14 protein-coding genes are annotated in these 17,080 nt (G+C 66.9%); 11 read left to right on the top strand and 3 right to left on the bottom strand.

Features of this window, described 5'->3' with window-relative positions; all coding sequences use genetic code 11:
- Window positions 1–16: 16 nt before the first annotated feature.
- From VH567_RS13120 to VH567_RS13110, 3 genes are all read left to right on the top strand, one after another.
- Window positions 17–814, top strand: coding sequence for an OmpA family protein (locus tag VH567_RS13120; protein ID WP_423326704.1), 798 nt, complete (start codon window positions 17–19; stop codon window positions 812–814).
- Between the two features lie 234 nt (window positions 815–1,048).
- Window positions 1,049–3,580: a DNA topoisomerase (ATP-hydrolyzing) subunit B gene (gyrB, locus tag VH567_RS13115; RefSeq protein WP_423326703.1), complete on the top strand. Its 2,532-nt coding sequence runs from the start codon at window positions 1,049–1,051 to the stop codon at window positions 3,578–3,580.
- Window positions 3,581–3,584: 4 nt separating this feature from the next.
- A complete protein-coding gene (locus VH567_RS13110; protein WP_423326702.1) occupies window positions 3,585–4,406 on the top strand; it encodes a shikimate 5-dehydrogenase in 822 nt (273 codons plus the stop codon).
- On the opposite strand, the gene VH567_RS13105 is transcribed toward VH567_RS13110, so the two are convergent.
- Complete coding sequence (locus VH567_RS13105; protein WP_423326701.1) at window positions 4,343–4,984, bottom strand: DedA family protein; 642 nt, start codon at window positions 4,982–4,984, stop codon at window positions 4,343–4,345. The two genes, VH567_RS13110 and VH567_RS13105, sit on opposite strands and share 64 nt — an antisense overlap.
- 42 nt (window positions 4,985–5,026) lie before the next feature.
- Window positions 5,027–5,554 carry a DNA-deoxyinosine glycosylase gene (locus VH567_RS13100; protein ID WP_423326700.1) on the bottom strand — a complete coding sequence of 176 codons (528 nt, stop codon included), beginning with the start codon at window positions 5,552–5,554 and terminating at the stop codon, window positions 5,027–5,029.
- Window positions 5,555–5,792: 238 nt separating this feature from the next.
- Between VH567_RS13100 and VH567_RS13095 the strand changes: the two genes are divergently transcribed.
- The gene (locus VH567_RS13095) at window positions 5,793–7,826 is read left to right on the top strand and encodes a prolyl oligopeptidase family serine peptidase (RefSeq protein WP_423326699.1); all 2,034 of its coding nucleotides are present in this window, start codon (window positions 5,793–5,795) and stop codon (window positions 7,824–7,826) included.
- Window positions 7,827–8,112: 286 nt separating this feature from the next.
- Here the strand turns inward: VH567_RS13095 and VH567_RS13090 are convergent, their stop codons facing one another.
- The gene (locus VH567_RS13090) at window positions 8,113–9,048 is read right to left on the bottom strand and encodes a DUF808 domain-containing protein (RefSeq protein ID WP_423326698.1); all 936 of its coding nucleotides are present in this window, start codon (window positions 9,046–9,048) and stop codon (window positions 8,113–8,115) included.
- A gap of 106 nt (window positions 9,049–9,154) precedes the next feature.
- On the opposite strand from VH567_RS13090, the gene guaD reads away from it, so the two are divergent.
- From guaD to VH567_RS13055, 7 genes are all read left to right on the top strand, one after another.
- The gene (guaD, locus tag VH567_RS13085) at window positions 9,155–10,447 is read left to right on the top strand and encodes a guanine deaminase (RefSeq protein ID WP_423326697.1); all 1,293 of its coding nucleotides are present in this window, start codon (window positions 9,155–9,157) and stop codon (window positions 10,445–10,447) included.
- A complete protein-coding gene (locus tag VH567_RS13080) occupies window positions 10,444–11,454 on the top strand; it encodes an adenosine deaminase (RefSeq protein ID WP_423326696.1) in 1,011 nt (336 codons plus the stop codon). Before guaD ends, VH567_RS13080 begins: the two co-directional genes overlap by 4 nt.
- On the top strand, window positions 11,454–12,443 hold the full coding sequence (locus tag VH567_RS13075) for a bile acid:sodium symporter family protein (RefSeq protein WP_423326799.1): 990 nt from the start codon (window positions 11,454–11,456) through the stop codon (window positions 12,441–12,443). Before VH567_RS13080 ends, VH567_RS13075 begins: the two co-directional genes overlap by 1 nt.
- A gap of 80 nt (window positions 12,444–12,523) precedes the next feature.
- Window positions 12,524–14,674, top strand: coding sequence for a histidine kinase dimerization/phosphoacceptor domain -containing protein (locus VH567_RS13070; RefSeq protein ID WP_423326695.1), 2,151 nt, complete (start codon window positions 12,524–12,526; stop codon window positions 14,672–14,674).
- 303 nt (window positions 14,675–14,977) lie between these two features.
- Window positions 14,978–15,217, top strand: coding sequence for a hypothetical protein (locus tag VH567_RS13065; RefSeq protein WP_423326694.1), 240 nt, complete (start codon window positions 14,978–14,980; stop codon window positions 15,215–15,217).
- 2 nt (window positions 15,218–15,219) lie between these two features.
- Entirely contained in the window at window positions 15,220–16,767 is a 1,548-nt protein-coding gene (locus VH567_RS13060) for a PepSY-associated TM helix domain-containing protein (RefSeq protein WP_423326798.1), read from the top strand.
- Window positions 16,760–17,071 carry a hypothetical protein gene (locus tag VH567_RS13055; protein WP_423326693.1) on the top strand — a complete coding sequence of 104 codons (312 nt, stop codon included), beginning with the start codon at window positions 16,760–16,762 and terminating at the stop codon, window positions 17,069–17,071. Before VH567_RS13060 ends, VH567_RS13055 begins: the two co-directional genes overlap by 8 nt.
- The last annotated feature ends 9 nt before the right edge of the window (window positions 17,072–17,080 follow it).

Genomic DNA, 17,080 nt, shown 5'->3' with positions numbered 1-17,080 from the left:
ACGACACGGAGAGATCATGATGACCCGGAATTTCACGCGCGCAGCCCTCGGCGTATTGATGGTCGCAGCAACGACTGCCCCTGCATTCGCGCAGGCCCGCGACGGCGCCCGTTACGACATGAGCCGCGCCCCCTGGTCGCGCCCAGGCTACCGTCTTGAAGGCGCCGGCGTCCCGATCCTGTTCCCCGAACTTCGCGATAGCCCACGCGGCCGCGCGTTCGTAATGCCGAACTTCGACGCGAATGGCGACGGCCGGATCAACCGCCAGGAAGCCGACGACGCCAACCGCGAATTCGCGCGGATCGCGGGACCCCGCCGCGACCGATTCGACTGGGATGCGTATGGCCGTGACCCACGCGGCTACCGCGGCGGCGGCACGACGGTGGTCGAGACCACCACGACGTGGGATCGCGGCGCGATGCGCAACTATGGCTTCCGGCAGACCCCGCGCGGCGCGACGCTGACGTTGCAGGAGGACGTGCTGTTCCGCACCGACAGCGACGTGTTGCGTCCCGGCGCGATCGAGAAGCTCCGTCCGCTCGCCCGCTATCTGCGCGGCAACCCCGGCGTACGCGTCTCGATCGACGGCTTCACCGATTCGCGTGGCACGGACGCGCACAATCAGGACCTGTCCGAGCGCCGCGCCGCCAGCGTCCGCCAGGCGTTCGACGACATGGACGTGGTCCGCGCCCGGTTCAGCGTCGTCGGCCACGGCGAGCGCGACCCGGTCGCCACCAACGCAACGGCGGCGGGGATGCGCCTCAATCGCCGCGTCGAAGTGACGCTGCTGGGCCAGCGCGCGGATCGCTTCTGAGCAGCAGCTCCCTCTCCCCGACGGGGAGAGGGAAGGGACCCGCGGCTCTTGCAGTGGGAAGGGTGAGGGGAATGAGGCTCGGGAGCGCGTTCCAACTCCCCCTCACCCTTCCGTCGCCTACGGCTCCTCCCTCCCTCTCCCCAAGTGGAGAGGGACAAACCCCGCTGCGTGGGCAAGCGCCTCCAACAGGCCATTTCGCTTCCGTTTCGGCCGTCCGATGCCTATATGCTCGGCATGGCATCCAACCCTGAATCCAATAATCCCAACCTCCCGAACATGGGCGACTACGGCGCCGACTCGATCAAGGTCCTCAAGGGCCTCGACGCGGTGCGGAAACGCCCCGGCATGTACATCGGCGATACCGACGACGGCTCCGGCCTCCACCACATGGTGTTCGAGGTGTCGGACAACGCGATCGACGAGGCGCTCGCCGGGCATTGCGACCGCATCGACATCGTCCTCAACGCCGACGGCTCGGTCAGCGTCACCGACAACGGCCGCGGCATCCCGACCGGCATCCACACCGAAGAAGGCGTGTCCGCAGCCGAGGTCATCATGACCCAGCTCCACGCCGGCGGTAAGTTCGAGAACACGAGCGACGAGAATGCGTACAAGGTTTCGGGCGGCCTGCACGGCGTCGGCGTCTCGGTCGTCAACGCGCTCAGCGAATGGCTCGACCTGACGATCTGGCGCAACGGCGAGGAGCATTACATGCGCTTCGCGTTCGGCGATGCGGTCGCGCCATTGAAGGTCGTCGGCCCCGCCACGGAAGGCCAGAAGGGGACGCGCGTCACGTTCTTCCCGTCGCCTGCCACCTTCAAGATCACCGATTTCGACTTCGACAAGCTCGAACACCGCTATCGCGAGCTCGCCTTCCTCAACTCGGGCGTCCGCCTGTTCCTTACCGACGCGCGGCACGAGGAACTGAAGACCGTCGAGCTCTATTACGAAGGCGGGATCGCCGCATTCGTGAAGTATCTCGATCGCGCCAAGGTGCCGTTGATGCCCGAGCCGGTCGCGATCAGCGGCACGCGCGACGACGTCACGATGGACGTCGCACTGCAGTGGAACGACTCGTATTACGAGAACGTCCTCGCCTTCACGAACAACATCCCGCAGCGCGACGGCGGCACGCACATGGCCGCGTTCCGCGCCGCGCTGACCCGCACGCTCAACAACTATGCCGAGAAATCGGGCATGTTGAAGAAGGAAAAGGTCCAGCTCACCGGCGAGGATATGCGCGAAGGCCTGACCGCGATCGTCTCGGTCAAGCTGCCCGACCCGAAGTTCAGCAGCCAGACCAAGGACAAGCTCGTCTCGTCCGAAGTCCGCCAGCCCTTGGAGAGCCTGATGGCTGACAAGATGGCCGAGTGGCTCGAAGAGAACCCGGCGCACGGCAAGGCTATCGTCGCGAAGATCATCGACGCCGCCGCCGCCCGCGAAGCCGCCAAGCGTGCGCGCGAACTGACGCGCCGCAAGGGCGTGATGGACATCGCCTCGCTGCCCGGCAAGCTCGCCGACTGCCAAGAGCGCGACCCCGCCAAGTCCGAACTGTTCCTGGTCGAGGGTGACTCCGCCGGCGGCTCGGCGAAGCAGGGCCGCGACCGCCATTTCCAGGCGATCCTGCCGTTGCGCGGGAAAATCCTCAACACCGAGCGCGCGCGTGAAGACCGGATGCTGTCGAGCCGCGAGATAGGCACGCTCATCACCGCGATGGGCACCGGCATCCGCGACGACTTCAACGCGGACAAGCTGCGCTACCACAAGATCGTCATCATGACCGACGCAGACGTCGACGGCGCGCACATCCGCACGCTGCTGCTGACGCTGTTCTATCGTCACATGCCCAAGATCATCGAGGGCGGCTACCTCTACATCGCCCAGCCACCGCTCTACAAAGCGACCAAGGGCCGGTCCGAGGTGTACCTCAAGGACGACGCGGCGCTCGACGAGTATCTGGTCGATGCCGGCGTCAATACGATGGTGCTCGACGGCCCAGGCGGCGGTCGTTCGGGGCGTGACCTCAAGGACCTGGTCGATCACGCGCGCCGCATGCGGACGTTGATGCGCTACGTCCCCAAGCGCTACGATGCCGGCATGATCGAGGCGCTCGCGCTCGGCGGCGTGTTCGATCCCGAGGCATCGGTCGCCGACCGCACATCGCGTCTGGAGATCGTCACGCGGCGTCTCGAACTCGACGACGGCGATGCCCGCTGGACCGCGGTGCTGACCGAAGACGGCGGCATCCACTTCCAGCGCGCGTGGCGCGGCGTCACCGACCACCACATCATCGAGGCCAGCTTCCTGGTGTCGGCCGAGGCGCGCAAGCTCCACGCGCTGTCGGGCGAACATGCCGAAAGCTATGCGCAGACCTCAAACCTCGTTCCCGCCAGCAAGGCCTCGCAGGCCGAAGAGCCCGAGGCCGAAGAGGGTGCAGAGGCCGGTGCCGGTGTGATCGGGTCGGTCACGGCCGTCGCCGCACGCGGCTCGACGCAGGTCTCGCGCCCGAGCCACCTGCTCGACGCGATCCTGACCGCGGGGCGAAAGGGCCTCGCGATCCAGCGCTACAAGGGCCTCGGCGAGATGAACGCGGAACAGCTCTGGGAAACCACGCTCGATCCGTCGGTCCGCTCGATGCTCCGCGTGACGGCGCTCAACGCCGAGAGCGCGAACGAGATATTCACCCAGTTGATGGGCGAAGTCGTCGAACCGCGCCGCGAGTTCATCCAGGACAACGCGCTCAACGTCGCCAACCTCGACGTCTGAGCGGGTGGGCGTGAAACCCCCGATCGGTCGCGACACGCAACTGTGCATGTCGCTGGCGGCGCGGCCCGGCAATTTCGGGTCGCGCTTCCACAACCGGCTCTACGAACTGCTCGGGCTGGACTACGTCTACAAGGCGTTCACGACCGACGATCTGGCGGGCGCGGTCGGTGGTATCCGTGCGCTCGGGATCCGCGGCTGCGCGGTGTCGATGCCGTTCAAGGAGGCGGTGATCCCGATGCTCGACGAGCTCGATCCGTCGGCGCGGGCGATCGACAGCGTCAATACGATCGTCAACGACGGCGGCACGCTGACCGGTTTCAACACCGATTACACCGCGGTGCGGATGTTGCTGACGTCGCACGACGTCGACCCGGCGATGCGCTTCATCCTGCGCGGATCGGGCGGCATGGCGAAGGCGGTCGCAACAGCCCTGCGTGACTCGGGGTTCGAGCGGGGAACGATCGTCGCGCGCAACGAGACGGCCGGGCGCTCGCTCGCGGACGCGCACGGCTACGACTGGACCGCAGACCCTGATCCAGCCGGCGCGCGCCTGCTGATAAACGTGACGCCGCTCGGCATGGCGGGTGCAGATGCCGATGCACTCGCATTCGCCAAGCCCTTGATCGCGCGGTGCGACGTCGCGTTCGACGTCGTCGCGCTACCCGCGGAAACGCCGTTCCTCGCCGCGGCACGGGCGGCGGGCAAGCGCGTCGTCACCGGCGCCGAGGTCGCGACGTTGCAGGCGCTCGAGCAGTTCGTGCTCTATACCGACGTCCGTCCCGATCGATCCGACGTCGAAGCCGCGGCGGCGTTCGCGCGCGCCTGACCCCTGCCCGCCTTGCGCGCGTGGCGTCCGCGCCAATAGCGCAGACCGGCGATCACCAGCGCTGCGACGACAGCCAGGATCGCCACCCCGACCAGCTTCTGCCTGGGCATGACCTCGTCGACCAGTTCGATCAGCCCGTCGCCGAACACATAGCCGATCCCGGTGAACAGCACGCCCCAGACCAGCGCGGAGATCGCGTTCAGCACCATGAACGTGCGCGCCGGCACGTGCGACGTACCGATCGCGATCGGGCTGATCGTTCGCAGGCCGTAGAGGAAACGGAAGCCGAGGATGAACACCGTCGGATGCCGGTCGAGCGTGTCGAGCGCCTTGGCGAACGCGGGCTTGGCGGCGATCCGGCGGACGCGCTTGGTGTCGCGGTACCGGCGGCCGATGAAGAAGAAGAGCTGGTCCGCGGCGAACGATCCGGTCACTGCAGCCGCCGCGCTGCCGGCCAGCGGCACCAGATGCTGGTGCGCGAGCAGCCCGCCGGTGACGACGCTGGTCTCGCCCTCGAACGCTGCGCCAAGGAAGATCGCGGCGAGGCCGTATTGCGAAATGAAGCTTTCGATCGACATCCGCCGCCCTTGCCGGACCGCGCAGCGTTTAGCCAGTCGTGGTTATTTGGGGCCCGGGTTGCGCGCGTCGAGGCGGCTGGACAGGATCGTCGTCAGCTGGTTCCAGGCGGGCTGCTTGGCGGCCAGCCCGACCGTGTGGAGCGGGCTGCTGGATGGCAACGCGATGATGTCCGGACCGGAAAAGTCGCGGCCGAGCAGCTTCAAACCCTGCTTCAGCGCGGTGCCGCCATTGAAGGCGATCGCGCGGAGCCCGGGAAGCGTGGCGATCAGCGAAAGCAGATCATTGCCCTCGATGTCGACGATAGCGGCGTCGGTGCTGCCTGCGCGGCGGGCCGAGCCGATGACGTCCCAGAGCGCGATGCCGCTCGCCCGCAACGCGGCAAGCCGGTCATCATAGGCGAGCGGCATGAGGTCGCGGCCGACGACCGGCGACATAAGCCGCCAGAACTGGTTCTGCGGATGCGCGTAATAGCGCCCCGCAGCGAGCGAGCGATCACCGGGGAGGCTGCCGAGGACGAGCACGCGTGCATCGGGGGACGCGATCGGGGGGAAGGAGTGCTTGAGGGGCATGCGTGTCTTTAGCGCAGCCAGACAGACAGGCCGATCGTGAAACTTCGCGTTCCACCAATTCCACCTCCCCGGCGGAGGCCGGGGTCCAGTTGAGTGACGGTGCCAACGGAGTGGTGCGTGTCGTTATTGCTACCTTTCCACTTGGACCCGGCCTTCGCCGGGGTGGTGCTCGGTGAATTAGGCCGCAACCAAACCCCGGTGATTGCGCATAATCCCGCAAGCGTCCTATCACACGCCGATGAAGATCATGCTCTCCGCCAGCCTCGCCGTGCTCGCCTTTGCGAGTGCCCCTGCCGCCGCCCGGCAGCTCACCATCGACGACGTGACGATGCTCAGCCGCGTCGGCGCGCCGACCGCGTCGCAGGACGGGCGCTGGCTCGTCTGGGCGCAGCGCGAGACCGATCTCGCCGCGGACAAGGGACGTTTCGACCTCTGGCGGCTCGACCTCAGCACGCAGGGCGCCACGCCGGTCAAGCTGCTCGCCGATCCGCAGGTCAACGAGAACGATCCGCAGATCGTCGGCAACACCGTCTATTTCACCTCCGACAAGGGGGGTGAAGACGCCATCTGGTCGGTGCCCGTCACCGGCGGCACGCCGCGCAAGCTGACCAGCTTCAAGGGCGGATTCAGCGGTTTCAAGGTCGCGCCGACCGGCGACAAGCTACTCGTCTGGGCGGACCGCCGTCCAGGTGCGCCGAGCCTTGAGCCCGCAATGATCAAGAAGGATCCGAACGCGGGCGCAGGCCGCACCTACGACCAGCTGTTCGTGCGCCATTGGGACACATGGGCGGACGGCACGCGGTCGCAGCTGTTCGTATTGCCGCTGACCGCAGCGGGTGCGGCCGGCAACGGCGTTCCGCTGGTCGGCGCGCTGGTCGGCGACACGCCGTCGAAACCCTACGGCGGCGGCGAGGAAGTCTCGTGGAGCCCCGACGGCCGCACCGTCTATTTCGCGCTGCGCGAAGCCGGCCGGATCGAGGCGCTGTCGACCAATCTCGACATCTTCTCTGTCCCGGCGGACGGCTCTGCGGCGCCGGTGAACCTGACCGCGGCAAACACCGCGACCGACAACCTCCCGACGGTATCGCCAGACGGCCGTACGCTCGCCTTCTTCGCGATGCGGCGGCCGGGGTTCGAGGCGGATCGGCAGGTGCTGACGCTGCGCGATATCGCTAGCGGCAAGACGGTCGCGTTGACCGAGCGCTGGGACCGATCGGTCGGCTCGATCGCCTGGGCCCCGGACTCGAAGTCGCTCTACGTGACGGCAGACGACACGCAGGAGACGCCCTTGTTCCGCGTCGATGCGAGCAGCGGCGCGGTCACGCGGCTGACTCAGGAGGGTCATGTCAGCGCGGTCGCGATCACCCCGCGCGGCCCCGTGGTGGCGATCGACAGCCTCACCGCACCCGCCGATTTCTACCGCGTCGCCGGCACCGGCGCACCGCAGCGCTTGACTCAGGTCAACGCGACCAAGCTCGCCGGGATCGACATGCCGACCGTCACGCGGTTCAACTTCAAGGGCGCGAACGCCGACACCGTCTGGGGTTATGCGGTGAAGCCGTACGGCTCCGCGGGTAAGGTACCGATCGCTTACATGGTGCACGGCGGACCACAGGGATCGAGCAACAACAGCTGGTCGTACCGGTGGAACCCTGCCGTGTTCGCCGCCGCGGGCTACGGCCTGGTCGCGGTCGATTTCCACGGCTCGACCGGCTACGGGCAGGGCTTCACCGATGCGATCAGCAACAATTGGGGCGGCTGGCCGCTGGAGGATCTGCAAAAGGGTCTGAAGGCCGCGACCGACAAGTTCGCGTGGCTCGATGCGGACAACGCGTGTGCGCTCGGCGCATCGTACGGCGGCTACATGATGAACTGGATCGAGGGGCAGTGGCCCGACCGCTTCAAGTGCATCGTCCAGCATGACGGCGTGTTCGACGCGCGCGCGATGGCGTACGAAACCGAGGAGCTCTGGTTCGACGAATGGGAGCATGGCGGCAAGGCCTATTACGAGGACCCGCAGGCGTTCGAGAAGTGGAACCCGGTCAACTACGTCGCCAAGTGGAAGACGCCGATGCTGGTGATCACCGGCGAGAAGGACTTCCGCATTCCGTACACGCAGGGGCTGGCGACGTTCACCGCGCTGCAGCGGCGCGGGATTCCGTCGCGGTTGCTGGTCAACCCGGGCGAGAACCACTGGGTGCTGAAGCCGAAGAACTCGCGGCAATGGTATGGCGAGGTGCTGGGGTGGATGGGGAAGTGGACGGCGAAGTAGGGGGTAACCCTCTCCCTTACAGGCACCGCCCCGGCGAAGAAGCACCACCCCGGTGAATGAACACCACCCCGGCGAAGGCCGGGGCCCAATTGGGAAGGTCGCAGTAACGAGGGGGTGTCCGCCGTTACCTCCGTTCTCCAATTGGGCCCCGGCCTCCGCCGGGGTGGTGTTTGGTGGTGGTTGCGCCTCAGAACCAGCGGCGACATGTTTCCCCGCGAAGGCGGGGACCCAGACTGGTCTCCCGCCTTCGCGGGAGAACAAGGAAGGGCAAGCAACGCTCTCCCGGTCAGTGCGCCTTCGGCTTCTTCACCGCATGCAACCCCAACGCGATCGCGCCGCCGAGGATAAGCCCCACGACGCCCGAGAAGAACGCATTCATCGCCCAGTTCACCGCCCCCTTGGCAAACGGCACCGCGTGCGAGGCAGCCTCCGCAGTATCATGGATCCAGTGCGGCACCGTCGTCAGCCCGAACGTCTCGACCCCGTGGACGATGATCTGCCCGCCAACCCACACCATCGCCGCCGTCCCGATCACCGACAGCGCCGACATCACCAGCGGCATGCCCTTCACCAGTCCGCGCCCGATCGCCTGGACCGCGGCACTGCTGCGCTGCGCAAGATGTAGCCCGATATCGTCCATCTTCACGATCAGCGCGACCACGCCGTAGACGCCGATGGTGATGACGATGCCGACCAGCGCGAGCACGATCGCCTGCTCCCAGATCGGCTTGGTCGCGACGTCGGACAGCGCGATCACCATGATCTCCGCCGACAGGATGAAGTCGGTACGGATCGCACCCGACACCTTCTGCGCCTCCAGCGTTGCCGCATCGACCGGCTCGGCGACGACCTCCTCGGCATGACCGCCGCCGAATGCCTCAAGGATCTTTTCCGCGCCTTCGAAGCATAAATAAGTGCCGCCGATCATCAGCAGCGGCGTCAGCAACCACGGCGCGAACGCACTCAATGCCAAGGCCGCGGGCAGGATGAAGACCAGCTTGTTGCGAAACGAGCCGAGCGCGATCTTCCAGATCATCGGCAGTTCGCGCTTGGGCTCGAACCCTACCATGTAGCGCGGCGTCACCGCGGCATCGTCGACCACCACGCCGATCGCCTTGCTGCCCGCCTTGCCGGTGGTCGCGGCGATATCGTCGAGGCTGGCGGCGGCGAGCTTGGTGATCCCGGCGATGTCATCGAGCAGTGCGACCAGTCCTGTGGGCATCGAGTCCGTCCTTCGCGTGAGTGTGCGCGTTCGGTAACGTGACAGGGCTGTCATGCAACGCCATTCGCACTTGCGGAAAGTGCACTGCACGCGGAATAGTTGCACGATGACGCTCACCGCCTTCCGCGCCGAATTGTTGAGCGTACCCGAAGACCCCGCCGGCGGCGGTGAAATCCGTCATCACGCGGACGGCTTGCTGGTGGTCGAGGATGGTCATGTCGTCGCGTTCGGCGCGTATGCCGACCTTGCCGAACGGTTCGCGGGCGTGCCGGTCACGCACTTCCCGGGCAAGACGATCGTGCCCGGCTTCGTCGACTGCCACGTGCATTACCCGCAGACCGACCGGATCGCTTCGCACGGCGAGCAACTGCTCGAATGGCTCGACCGCCATATCTTCCCGGAGGAAGCGCGGTTCGCCGACCGCACGCATGCCGACCTGCTCGCCGGCGTGTTCCTCGACGAACTGCTGCGCAACGGCACCACCAGCGCGCTCGTCTTCGCGACGGTGCATGCGCAGTCGGTCGATGCGCTGTTCGAGGTCGCGCTCGCGCGAGACATGCGCATCATCTCCGGCAAGGTCCTGATGGACCAGGGCCCGCTGACCTTGCACGACACGGTCGACGATGGCCGTGCCGATACCGAGGCGTTGATCGCGAAATGGCACGGCCGCGGACGTCTCGGCTACGCAGTGACGCCGCGGTTCGTGCTGACGTCCAGCGATGCGCAACTCGCGGACGCCGGCGCGCTGCTGAAGGCGCACCCCGACGTGCTGCTCCACACGCATCTCGCGGAGAATCACGGCGAGATTGCCGCGGTCGCGGCGCGCTTTCCCGACGCGGCGGATTATCTCGACGTGTACGACCGCTTCGGGCTGGTCGGTCCCAGGTCGGTGTTCGCGCACTGCGTCCATGTGAGCGACCGGGCGATGGCACGCATGGCCGAGGCAGGCAGCGGTATCGCGTTCTGCGCGACCTCGAACCTGTTCCTTGGCTCGGGCCTGTTCGACCTCGCCCAAGCCGATGCGCACGGCGTCAAGGTCGGGATCGGCACCGATGTCGGCGCAGGCACAAGCTTCTCGATCCTCGCGACGCTTGGCGAGGCGTACAAGGTCGGCCAGTTGCGCGGCACCAGCCTCGATCCGTTCCGTGCGCTGTATCTGGCAACCGCGGGCGGCGCGAAGACGCTCGGAATCGGCGACCGGATCGGCGGGTTGCAACCGGGGCAGGAAGCGGACTTCGTCGTGCTCGATCCCGCCGCCACGCCGCTGCTCGCGCGCCGCACCGCGGGCGCCTCGCTTCACGACCGGTTGTTCGCGTTGCAGATTTTGGGGGACGACCGCGCGGTCGCACACACCTATATCGCTGGTAACCGCGCCTATTCTCGACAGGACTCGCTATGACCAACGACTTCATCACGAACCTGCCCAAGGCAGAATTGCATCTGCATATCGAAGGCAGCCTCGAACCCGAACTCATGTTCGCGCTGGCCGAGCGCAACAAGGTCGCGATCCCCTTCAAGAGCGTCGAGGACGTCCGCGCGGCCTACAGCTTCACCAATCTGCAGACCTTCCTCGACATCTATTACGCTGGCGCCGCCGTGCTCCAGACCGAGGAGGATTTCCGCGATCTCGCGGTCGCCTATTTCGACCGCGTCGCGCAGGACGGCGTCGTCCATGCCGAGATCTTCTTCGATCCGCAAACGCACACGCACCGCGGCATCCCGTTCGACGTCGTCGCGCGCGGTCTGTTCGCCGGGATCGACGTCGCGCAGGAGAAGCACGGCATGTCGGTCGGGCTGATCATGAGCTTCCTCCGCCATCTCGACGAGGAGGACGCGTTCAAGACCTTCGCGCAGGCCGAGCCGTGGCTAGACCAGTTCATCGGCGTCGGGCTCGATTCGTCCGAGGTCGGCCATCCGCCCTCGAAGTTCGCGCGCGTGTTCGCGGCGTCGGCGGATGCCGGGCTAATGCTGTGCGCGCATGCCGGCGAGGAGGGCCCGCCCGCCTATATCCACGAGGCGCTCGACATCCTCCAGGTCGACCGCATCGACCACGGCAACCGCGCGCTGGAGGATCCCGCCCTTGTCGCGCGCCTCGCCCGCGACGCGATGACGCTGACGGTGTGTCCGTTGTCGAACGTCGCGCTCCGCAACGTCGACAAGCTCGAGAACCACCCGATCGACCGGATGCTCGATCTCGGCCTGCGCGCGACGATCCATTCGGACGATCCGGCCTATTTCGGCGGCTATATCGGCGAGAACTTTCGACAGACGGCGGCGGCGCGGCAACTGTCGCGCGAGCAGGTGGTGACGCTCGCGCGCAACAGCTTCCTCGGCAGCTTCCTCGACGACGACGCGCTCAGCGGCCACCTCGCGACCCTGGATGCGTATGTGAAAGCCTATTCGTGATCGGACGCTTCCTGTCGGTCTTCGAGCCGTTTATCCTGATGCTGCTCGGCACCGTCGTCCTGGCGAGCCTTGTGCCGGCACGCGGCGAAATGGCGACGATCGTCGGGTATGCGGCGGATATCGGCATCGTCCTGCTGTTCTTCCTGCACGGTGCCAAACTATCGCGCGATGCGATTCTATCAGGGCTGCGCAACTGGAAGCTGCACCTCGCGGTGCTCGCGGTGACGTTCGTCGCGTTCCCGCTGTTCGGGCTCGGGCTCAGCGCATTGCCGTTCGTGACGGGGCCCCTCGCCGCTGGGCTCCTGTTCTTGACGCTGTTGCCGTCGACCGTGCAGTCGTCGATCGCCTTCACTGCTATCGCGCGCGGCAACGTCGCGGCGGCGGTATGCAGCGCGTCGTTCTCCAACCTGCTCGGCATCCTGATCACACCCGCGTTGGTCGCGCTGCTGATGAACACGTCGGATATCGGGGGCGGCAGCAGCGGGATCTCGATGGAGAGCGTCGAAGCGATCGTGCTGCAACTGCTCGTGCCGTTCGTTGCCGGCCATCTGCTGCGGCCATGGATCGGCGCGTGGGTGACGCGGCGCAAAGCCATGCTAACCGTCGTCGATCGCGGCTCGATCCTGTTGGTGGTCTATAGCGCGTTCGGCGCGGCGGTGGTCGAGGGGCTGTGGACCAAGCTGTCGATCGGCGACCTGATCCTTATTGGACTGTTGTGCGCCGCGTTGCTCGCATTCGTGCTCGCGCTCACCTTCGCGGTCGCGCGGCTGATGAAGCTTCCGCGAGAAGATGCGATCGTGCTGCAATTCTGCGGATCGAAGAAAAGCCTTGCGTCGGGCGTGCCGATGGCCGGCGTGCTGTTCCCGCCCGCGCAGGTGGGCGTGATCCTGTTGCCGGTGATGCTGTTCCACCAGTTGCAGTTGATTGCCTGTGCGGTGATCGCACGCCGCTATGCCGATGCCGCACCTGTCGATATTGAGCCAGGTTAATACCGTAAGTCGTTACAGGTATTTGCTTTGTTCCACGCGCGACGGCATGGTCCGGGCTCTTCCAGGAGAGTTCCGCGTAGATGAGCGTGCCAAGCGATACCGATGGCCCCGCCGCAACGGGGCTTGATCTGACGGCATGCGACCGCGAGCCGATCCACATTCCCGGTGCGATCCAGCCACATGGGCTGTTGCTGGTAGCGGACGCGACGACCCTGGCTATCGTCGCCGGCGCGGGCGATCTCGAAACGCGGCTGACCCCGGACTGGCTTCGCGCGGATCTTTCCACGGTTCTCGCGCAGGACATCGCTGCCTTGGTCGCCGACAGCGATCCGGCGACCGGCGCGATCGTCGGCGCTCCGCTGGCAGGTCCGGCTGAACGCTTCGATATCACCATCCACCGTGCGGCGCCGCATCTGCTCGTCGAGCTGGAGCCGGTCGAGGCCGCGCCGATGTCCGCGGCGCACATGCTCGCGCGGCTGAACGCGATGGCGGCCACGTTCGAGCGGGCAGGCAATCTCCAGGCGCTGTGCGAACGCGCCGCGACCGCGTTCCAGCAATTGACCGGGTTCGACCGCGTTATGATCTACCGCTTCCTCGACGACGAGGCCGGCCGGGTGATGGCCGAGGACAAGGTATCCGGGCTCGGCACGTTCCTCCATCATCATTTCCCCGCGTCGGACATCCCCCGGCAGGCGCGCGCGCTCTACGTCCGCAACCGGACCCGGACGATCCCCGCGATCGACTATACCCCCGCGATCTTGCGTCCCGCCGGGTTCGAGACGCTCGACCTGAGCGATGTCGCGTTGCGCAGCGTGTCGCCGATCCACCTCCGCTATCTCGCCAACATGGGCGTTGCAGCATCGGCGTCGATCTCGATCGTCAAGGACGGGCTGTTGTGGGGCATGATCGCCTGCCACCACGGATCCCCGCGTGTCCTGACGCCCGACATCCGCGCGGCGGCGGCGACGCTGGCCGGCGGCCTCGCGCGCCAGATCCGCGCGAAGGAGGAGGCCGAGACTTACCGCGAGCGGCTGCGGCTGCGCGCGGCGGAGGACGCGGTGATCCCGAAGCTTGCGACAGACCCTGCCCCGCTGAGCATCGTCAAGGCACTGCGCGAAGACCTCCGGCGGATGCTCGATGGCGACGGTTTCGCGTTCGTCGACGGGACCACCATCGACCGCACCGGGGTTTGCCCGAACCGCGACGACATCCTCGACCTTGCTGGCTGGGCGCGTGTCCGCGGCGGCATCGAGCCGTTTGCGACGCACGAGCTCTCCTCCCTCTATCCCTACGCCGAGGCATATCGTGCCAAGGCCAGCGGCGTGCTGGCGCTGCCGCTAATCGACGAGGGCGCGATCCTGCTGTGGTTCCGTGCCGAGCAGGTCGAGGAGATCGAATGGGCGGGCAATCCGCACAAGGCGGTGTCGGTCGATCCAAACGCCGTGCTGACCCCGCGCACCTCGTTCGAATCCTGGACGCAGGCGGTCGGCGGTCGCTCGCGACGATGGACGCGCGAGGAGATCGAGGCGTCGCACCGCCTGCGACGCGCGTTCCACGATGCACATGTCAACCAGCGGCTGCGACTGCTGAACGCCGACCTGCAGCGTACGCTCGCCGACAAGGATGCGCTGATCGCGCAGAAGGACGTCCTGATGAAGGAGGTCAATCACCGCGTCCAGAACAGCCTCCAGCTGGTCGCCGCATTTCTGTCGCTCCAGGCGAAATCGTCCGACGACGCCAAGGTGAAGGAGCATCTGGCCGAGGCGCAGGCGCGGCTCGCGGCGGTCGCGCTGGTGCATCGCCGGCTCTACCGCGACGACCAGGTCGAGTCGGTCGACCTGTCGCGCTATCTCGAGGAACTGGCCGGCGACATGAAGACCTCGCTCGGCGCGGACTGGGCGGCGCAGATGACGCTCGATCTCGCACCCGTGCTGGTGCCGACCGATCGCGCGGTCAATATCGGGCTGGTGCTCACCGAGCTCGTCATCAATGCGAGCAAATACGCCTATGCCGGTCGCCCCGGCCCGATCGAGATCACGCTGGAACAGCATCGCAGCCGCCTGCGGCTGGTCGTTGCCGACAATGGCGTCGGCAAGTCGGGCACGCGCGAGGGGTTCGGCAGCCGGATGATGACGGCGATCGTCGCCGGGCTGTCGGGCGCGATCGAACAGGACGACAACATGCCCGGCCTCCGCGTCATCCTGACCGCACCGATCGAGGACGCACGCTAGGCGGTCCCCGATCGTTCCGCTTCGTCGCTCGGCGAAGCGCCGCGGGCCGACATCGGTGCGCGACGTGCCGAGATGATGACTGCCGGCCAAGAAACAGCAGGCGATGCGCGCTCGTCGATCCATCGCCGAATCTCCCCGCCCACTTTGATATTGATAATGACTCGCACACGCCGCTAAAGACGGTCGCCATGGATGGCACCAAGAAATGACGATGAGTTGACGAGCGGCCGTAGCGCGGCGTTCCGCACACCGGCGGCCAGTCGCAAGGTGCGGCGAGGCGTCTGGGCGATGACAGTCCGGTGCATGACCGCCCTGATCGGTGGCTATGCCGCAGCGGCAGTGCTGGCGACGTTGCTTGCCCGGTTGCTCCCGATCGCACGGGTAGAGGCCACCAGCTGGGGCATGATCGCGTCGTTCCTGATCTTCGCGGCGATCGGACTGTGGAGCTTCCACGAGCCGCGGCTGGTGCGGGTCTCCGGTGCGGTCTGGGGTATCGCCTTGGCCGGTGGCGGCGTGCTCTGGCTGCTCGGTGTCCGCCCGTGACGATGACGCTGCGACAGAGCATGGCGTGGATCCACGGCTGGCTGGGGTTGCTGGCGGGCTGGATCCTGTTCGCGATGTTCCTGACCGGTACCGCGAGCTATTTCCGGCCCGAGATCACGCAGTGGATGCAGCCCGAATACCGCGCGGCCCCCGTCAGCTCCGCGCAGGCGGCGGAAACCGCGGTCGCGCATATGCAGCGGGTCGGCACGTACGACGTCCAATGGTATGTGTATCTGCCCGATGCGCGGACGACGGCGATGCGGATCTTCGAACAGCGCAAGCCCGATCCGAACGCCGCGAAAAAGCGCCGGCGCGCGCCCGAGATCGTGCTCGATCCCGCGACCGGCAATGAGGTCCATGCCCGCGAGACGCGCGGTGGCGAGCATTTCTACCGCTTCCATTTCCAGCTTCAGCTGCCGCCGATCTGGGGCCGCTGGGTCGCCGGGCTGTGCGCGATGTTCATGCTCGGCGCGATCATCTCGGGCGTGATTACGCACAAGCGGATCTTCGCCGACTTCTTCACATTGCGCTGGAACAAGGGGCAACGCAGCTGGCTCGACGCACACAACGTCTCGGCGGTGCTGGCGCTGCCCTATCACGCGATGATCACGTACACCGGGCTGATCACGCTGGTGGCGATGTATATGCCGTGGCCGGTCGCCGCGAACTACGCCAAGCCCGCCGACTATTACGTCGCGGCGTTCGGCACGCCCGCGGACCGGGAGGCGAGCGAGACGCCTGCGCCGCTCGTGCCGATCGGTCCGCTCGTCGCGGATGCGGAGCGTCGGTTCGCAGCCCCCGTCTCGACGCTGGTCGTCCGCCATCCGAACGACCGCGATAGCACCGTCACGCTATACCGCCGCACGACCGCATCGCTCAACGGCCGTGGCCCGTCGATCACCTATTCGGGCAGCGACGGCCGCTTGCTCGAAAAGGCCGGCGACGTCGGTCCCGCGCTGGCCACGGCGGGTGTTATGCTGGGCTTGCACGTCGCGCAGTTCGCCGGGCCGGCGTTGCGCTGGGCGTATCTCCTGCTCGGGCTGACCGGCGCGGCGATGGTCGGTACGGGGCTGCTGCTGTGGACCGCCAAGCGCCGCAAGCCGGGGGCCATGCCGTTCTTCGGGCTGAAATTGGTCGAGCGGCTCAATATCGGCGTGATCGCCGGGCTGCCGATCGGCATGGCGGCATACCTGCTCGCCAACCGGCTGATCCCGGCGGCAGCCACAGGTCGCGCGGAGGCCGAGGTCGCGGCGATGTTCTGGGCATGGGGCGGCATAGCACTGCTTCAGCTCGCCCGGCCCGCACGCCGTGCCTGGAGCGAAGGATTCGCGGTGGGCGCGGCGGCCTTCGCGGCGATCCCGCTGGTCGATATCGTGACCACCTCGCGCGGCCTGCCGGGATCGCTGCTGTCGGGCGACATGCTGTTCGCCGGCTTCGACCTGGCGATGCTCGCGATCGCCGCGCTGCTTGCGCTGGGCGCGTGGCGATCGGGGCGCAGCAAGCCGGCCGCGAAAGTCCGCCGGACGATACGGGAGAAGGAATATGCTTGAAGCCGCGCTGATGTGCTTCGTCGCCTGGTTGCTGCTGGCGGCGGCATCGTTCAAATATCGCCGCGATCTGGGCATCGCCAACCCCGCGACGGTCCGCGCGCTTCGCCTGATCGCGGCGCTGATCATGATCGTCGTGCTGGTCTGCTGCGGCGCCCCGTTGACCGGCGAGCGATTCGTCCGGTTCCTCGGCGCAGCCTCGATCGGCGGCGTCGCGCTGGTCGCCCTGCTCTCGTTCCGGCCGGCGCAGACGATGCAACCGGTCCGCGTTGCACTGACTGCCCTACGCGCCAGGAATCGCCCGTGAATTGCGCGG

It is taken from the genome of Sphingomonas sp. 4RDLI-65 (assembly GCF_049472435.1).
Classification (GTDB): domain Bacteria; phylum Pseudomonadota; class Alphaproteobacteria; order Sphingomonadales; family Sphingomonadaceae; genus Sphingomonas.
Note: the sequence above shows the minus strand (reverse complement) of the source record. Positions and strands in the feature narration are given on the sequence as shown.

Excerpts from the sequence above, each read along its gene's own strand:
- VH567_RS13080 (WP_423326696.1), top strand. The coding sequence starts at position 10,444 with ATGACCAACGACTTCATCACGAACCTGCCCAAGGCAGAATTGCATCTG.
- VH567_RS13060 (WP_423326798.1), top strand. The coding sequence starts at position 15,220 with ATGACGCTGCGACAGAGCATGGCGTGGATCCACGGCTGGCTGGGGTTG.
- VH567_RS13065 (WP_423326694.1), top strand. The coding sequence starts at position 14,978 with ATGACCGCCCTGATCGGTGGCTATGCCGCAGCGGCAGTGCTGGCGACG.
- guaD (WP_423326697.1), top strand. The coding sequence starts at position 9,155 with ATGACGCTCACCGCCTTCCGCGCCGAATTGTTGAGCGTACCCGAAGAC.
- VH567_RS13095 (WP_423326699.1), top strand. The coding sequence starts at position 5,793 with ATGAAGATCATGCTCTCCGCCAGCCTCGCCGTGCTCGCCTTTGCGAGT.
- gyrB (WP_423326703.1), top strand. The coding sequence starts at position 1,049 with ATGGCATCCAACCCTGAATCCAATAATCCCAACCTCCCGAACATGGGC.
- VH567_RS13105 (WP_423326701.1), bottom strand. The coding sequence starts at position 4,984 with ATGTCGATCGAAAGCTTCATTTCGCAATACGGCCTCGCCGCGATCTTC.
- VH567_RS13090 (WP_423326698.1), bottom strand. The coding sequence starts at position 9,048 with ATGCCCACAGGACTGGTCGCACTGCTCGATGACATCGCCGGGATCACC.
- VH567_RS13070 (WP_423326695.1), top strand. The coding sequence starts at position 12,524 with ATGAGCGTGCCAAGCGATACCGATGGCCCCGCCGCAACGGGGCTTGAT.
- VH567_RS13100 (WP_423326700.1), bottom strand. The coding sequence starts at position 5,554 with ATGCCCCTCAAGCACTCCTTCCCCCCGATCGCGTCCCCCGATGCACGC.
- VH567_RS13120 (WP_423326704.1), top strand. The coding sequence starts at position 17 with ATGATGACCCGGAATTTCACGCGCGCAGCCCTCGGCGTATTGATGGTC.
- VH567_RS13055 (WP_423326693.1), top strand. The coding sequence starts at position 16,760 with ATGCTTGAAGCCGCGCTGATGTGCTTCGTCGCCTGGTTGCTGCTGGCG.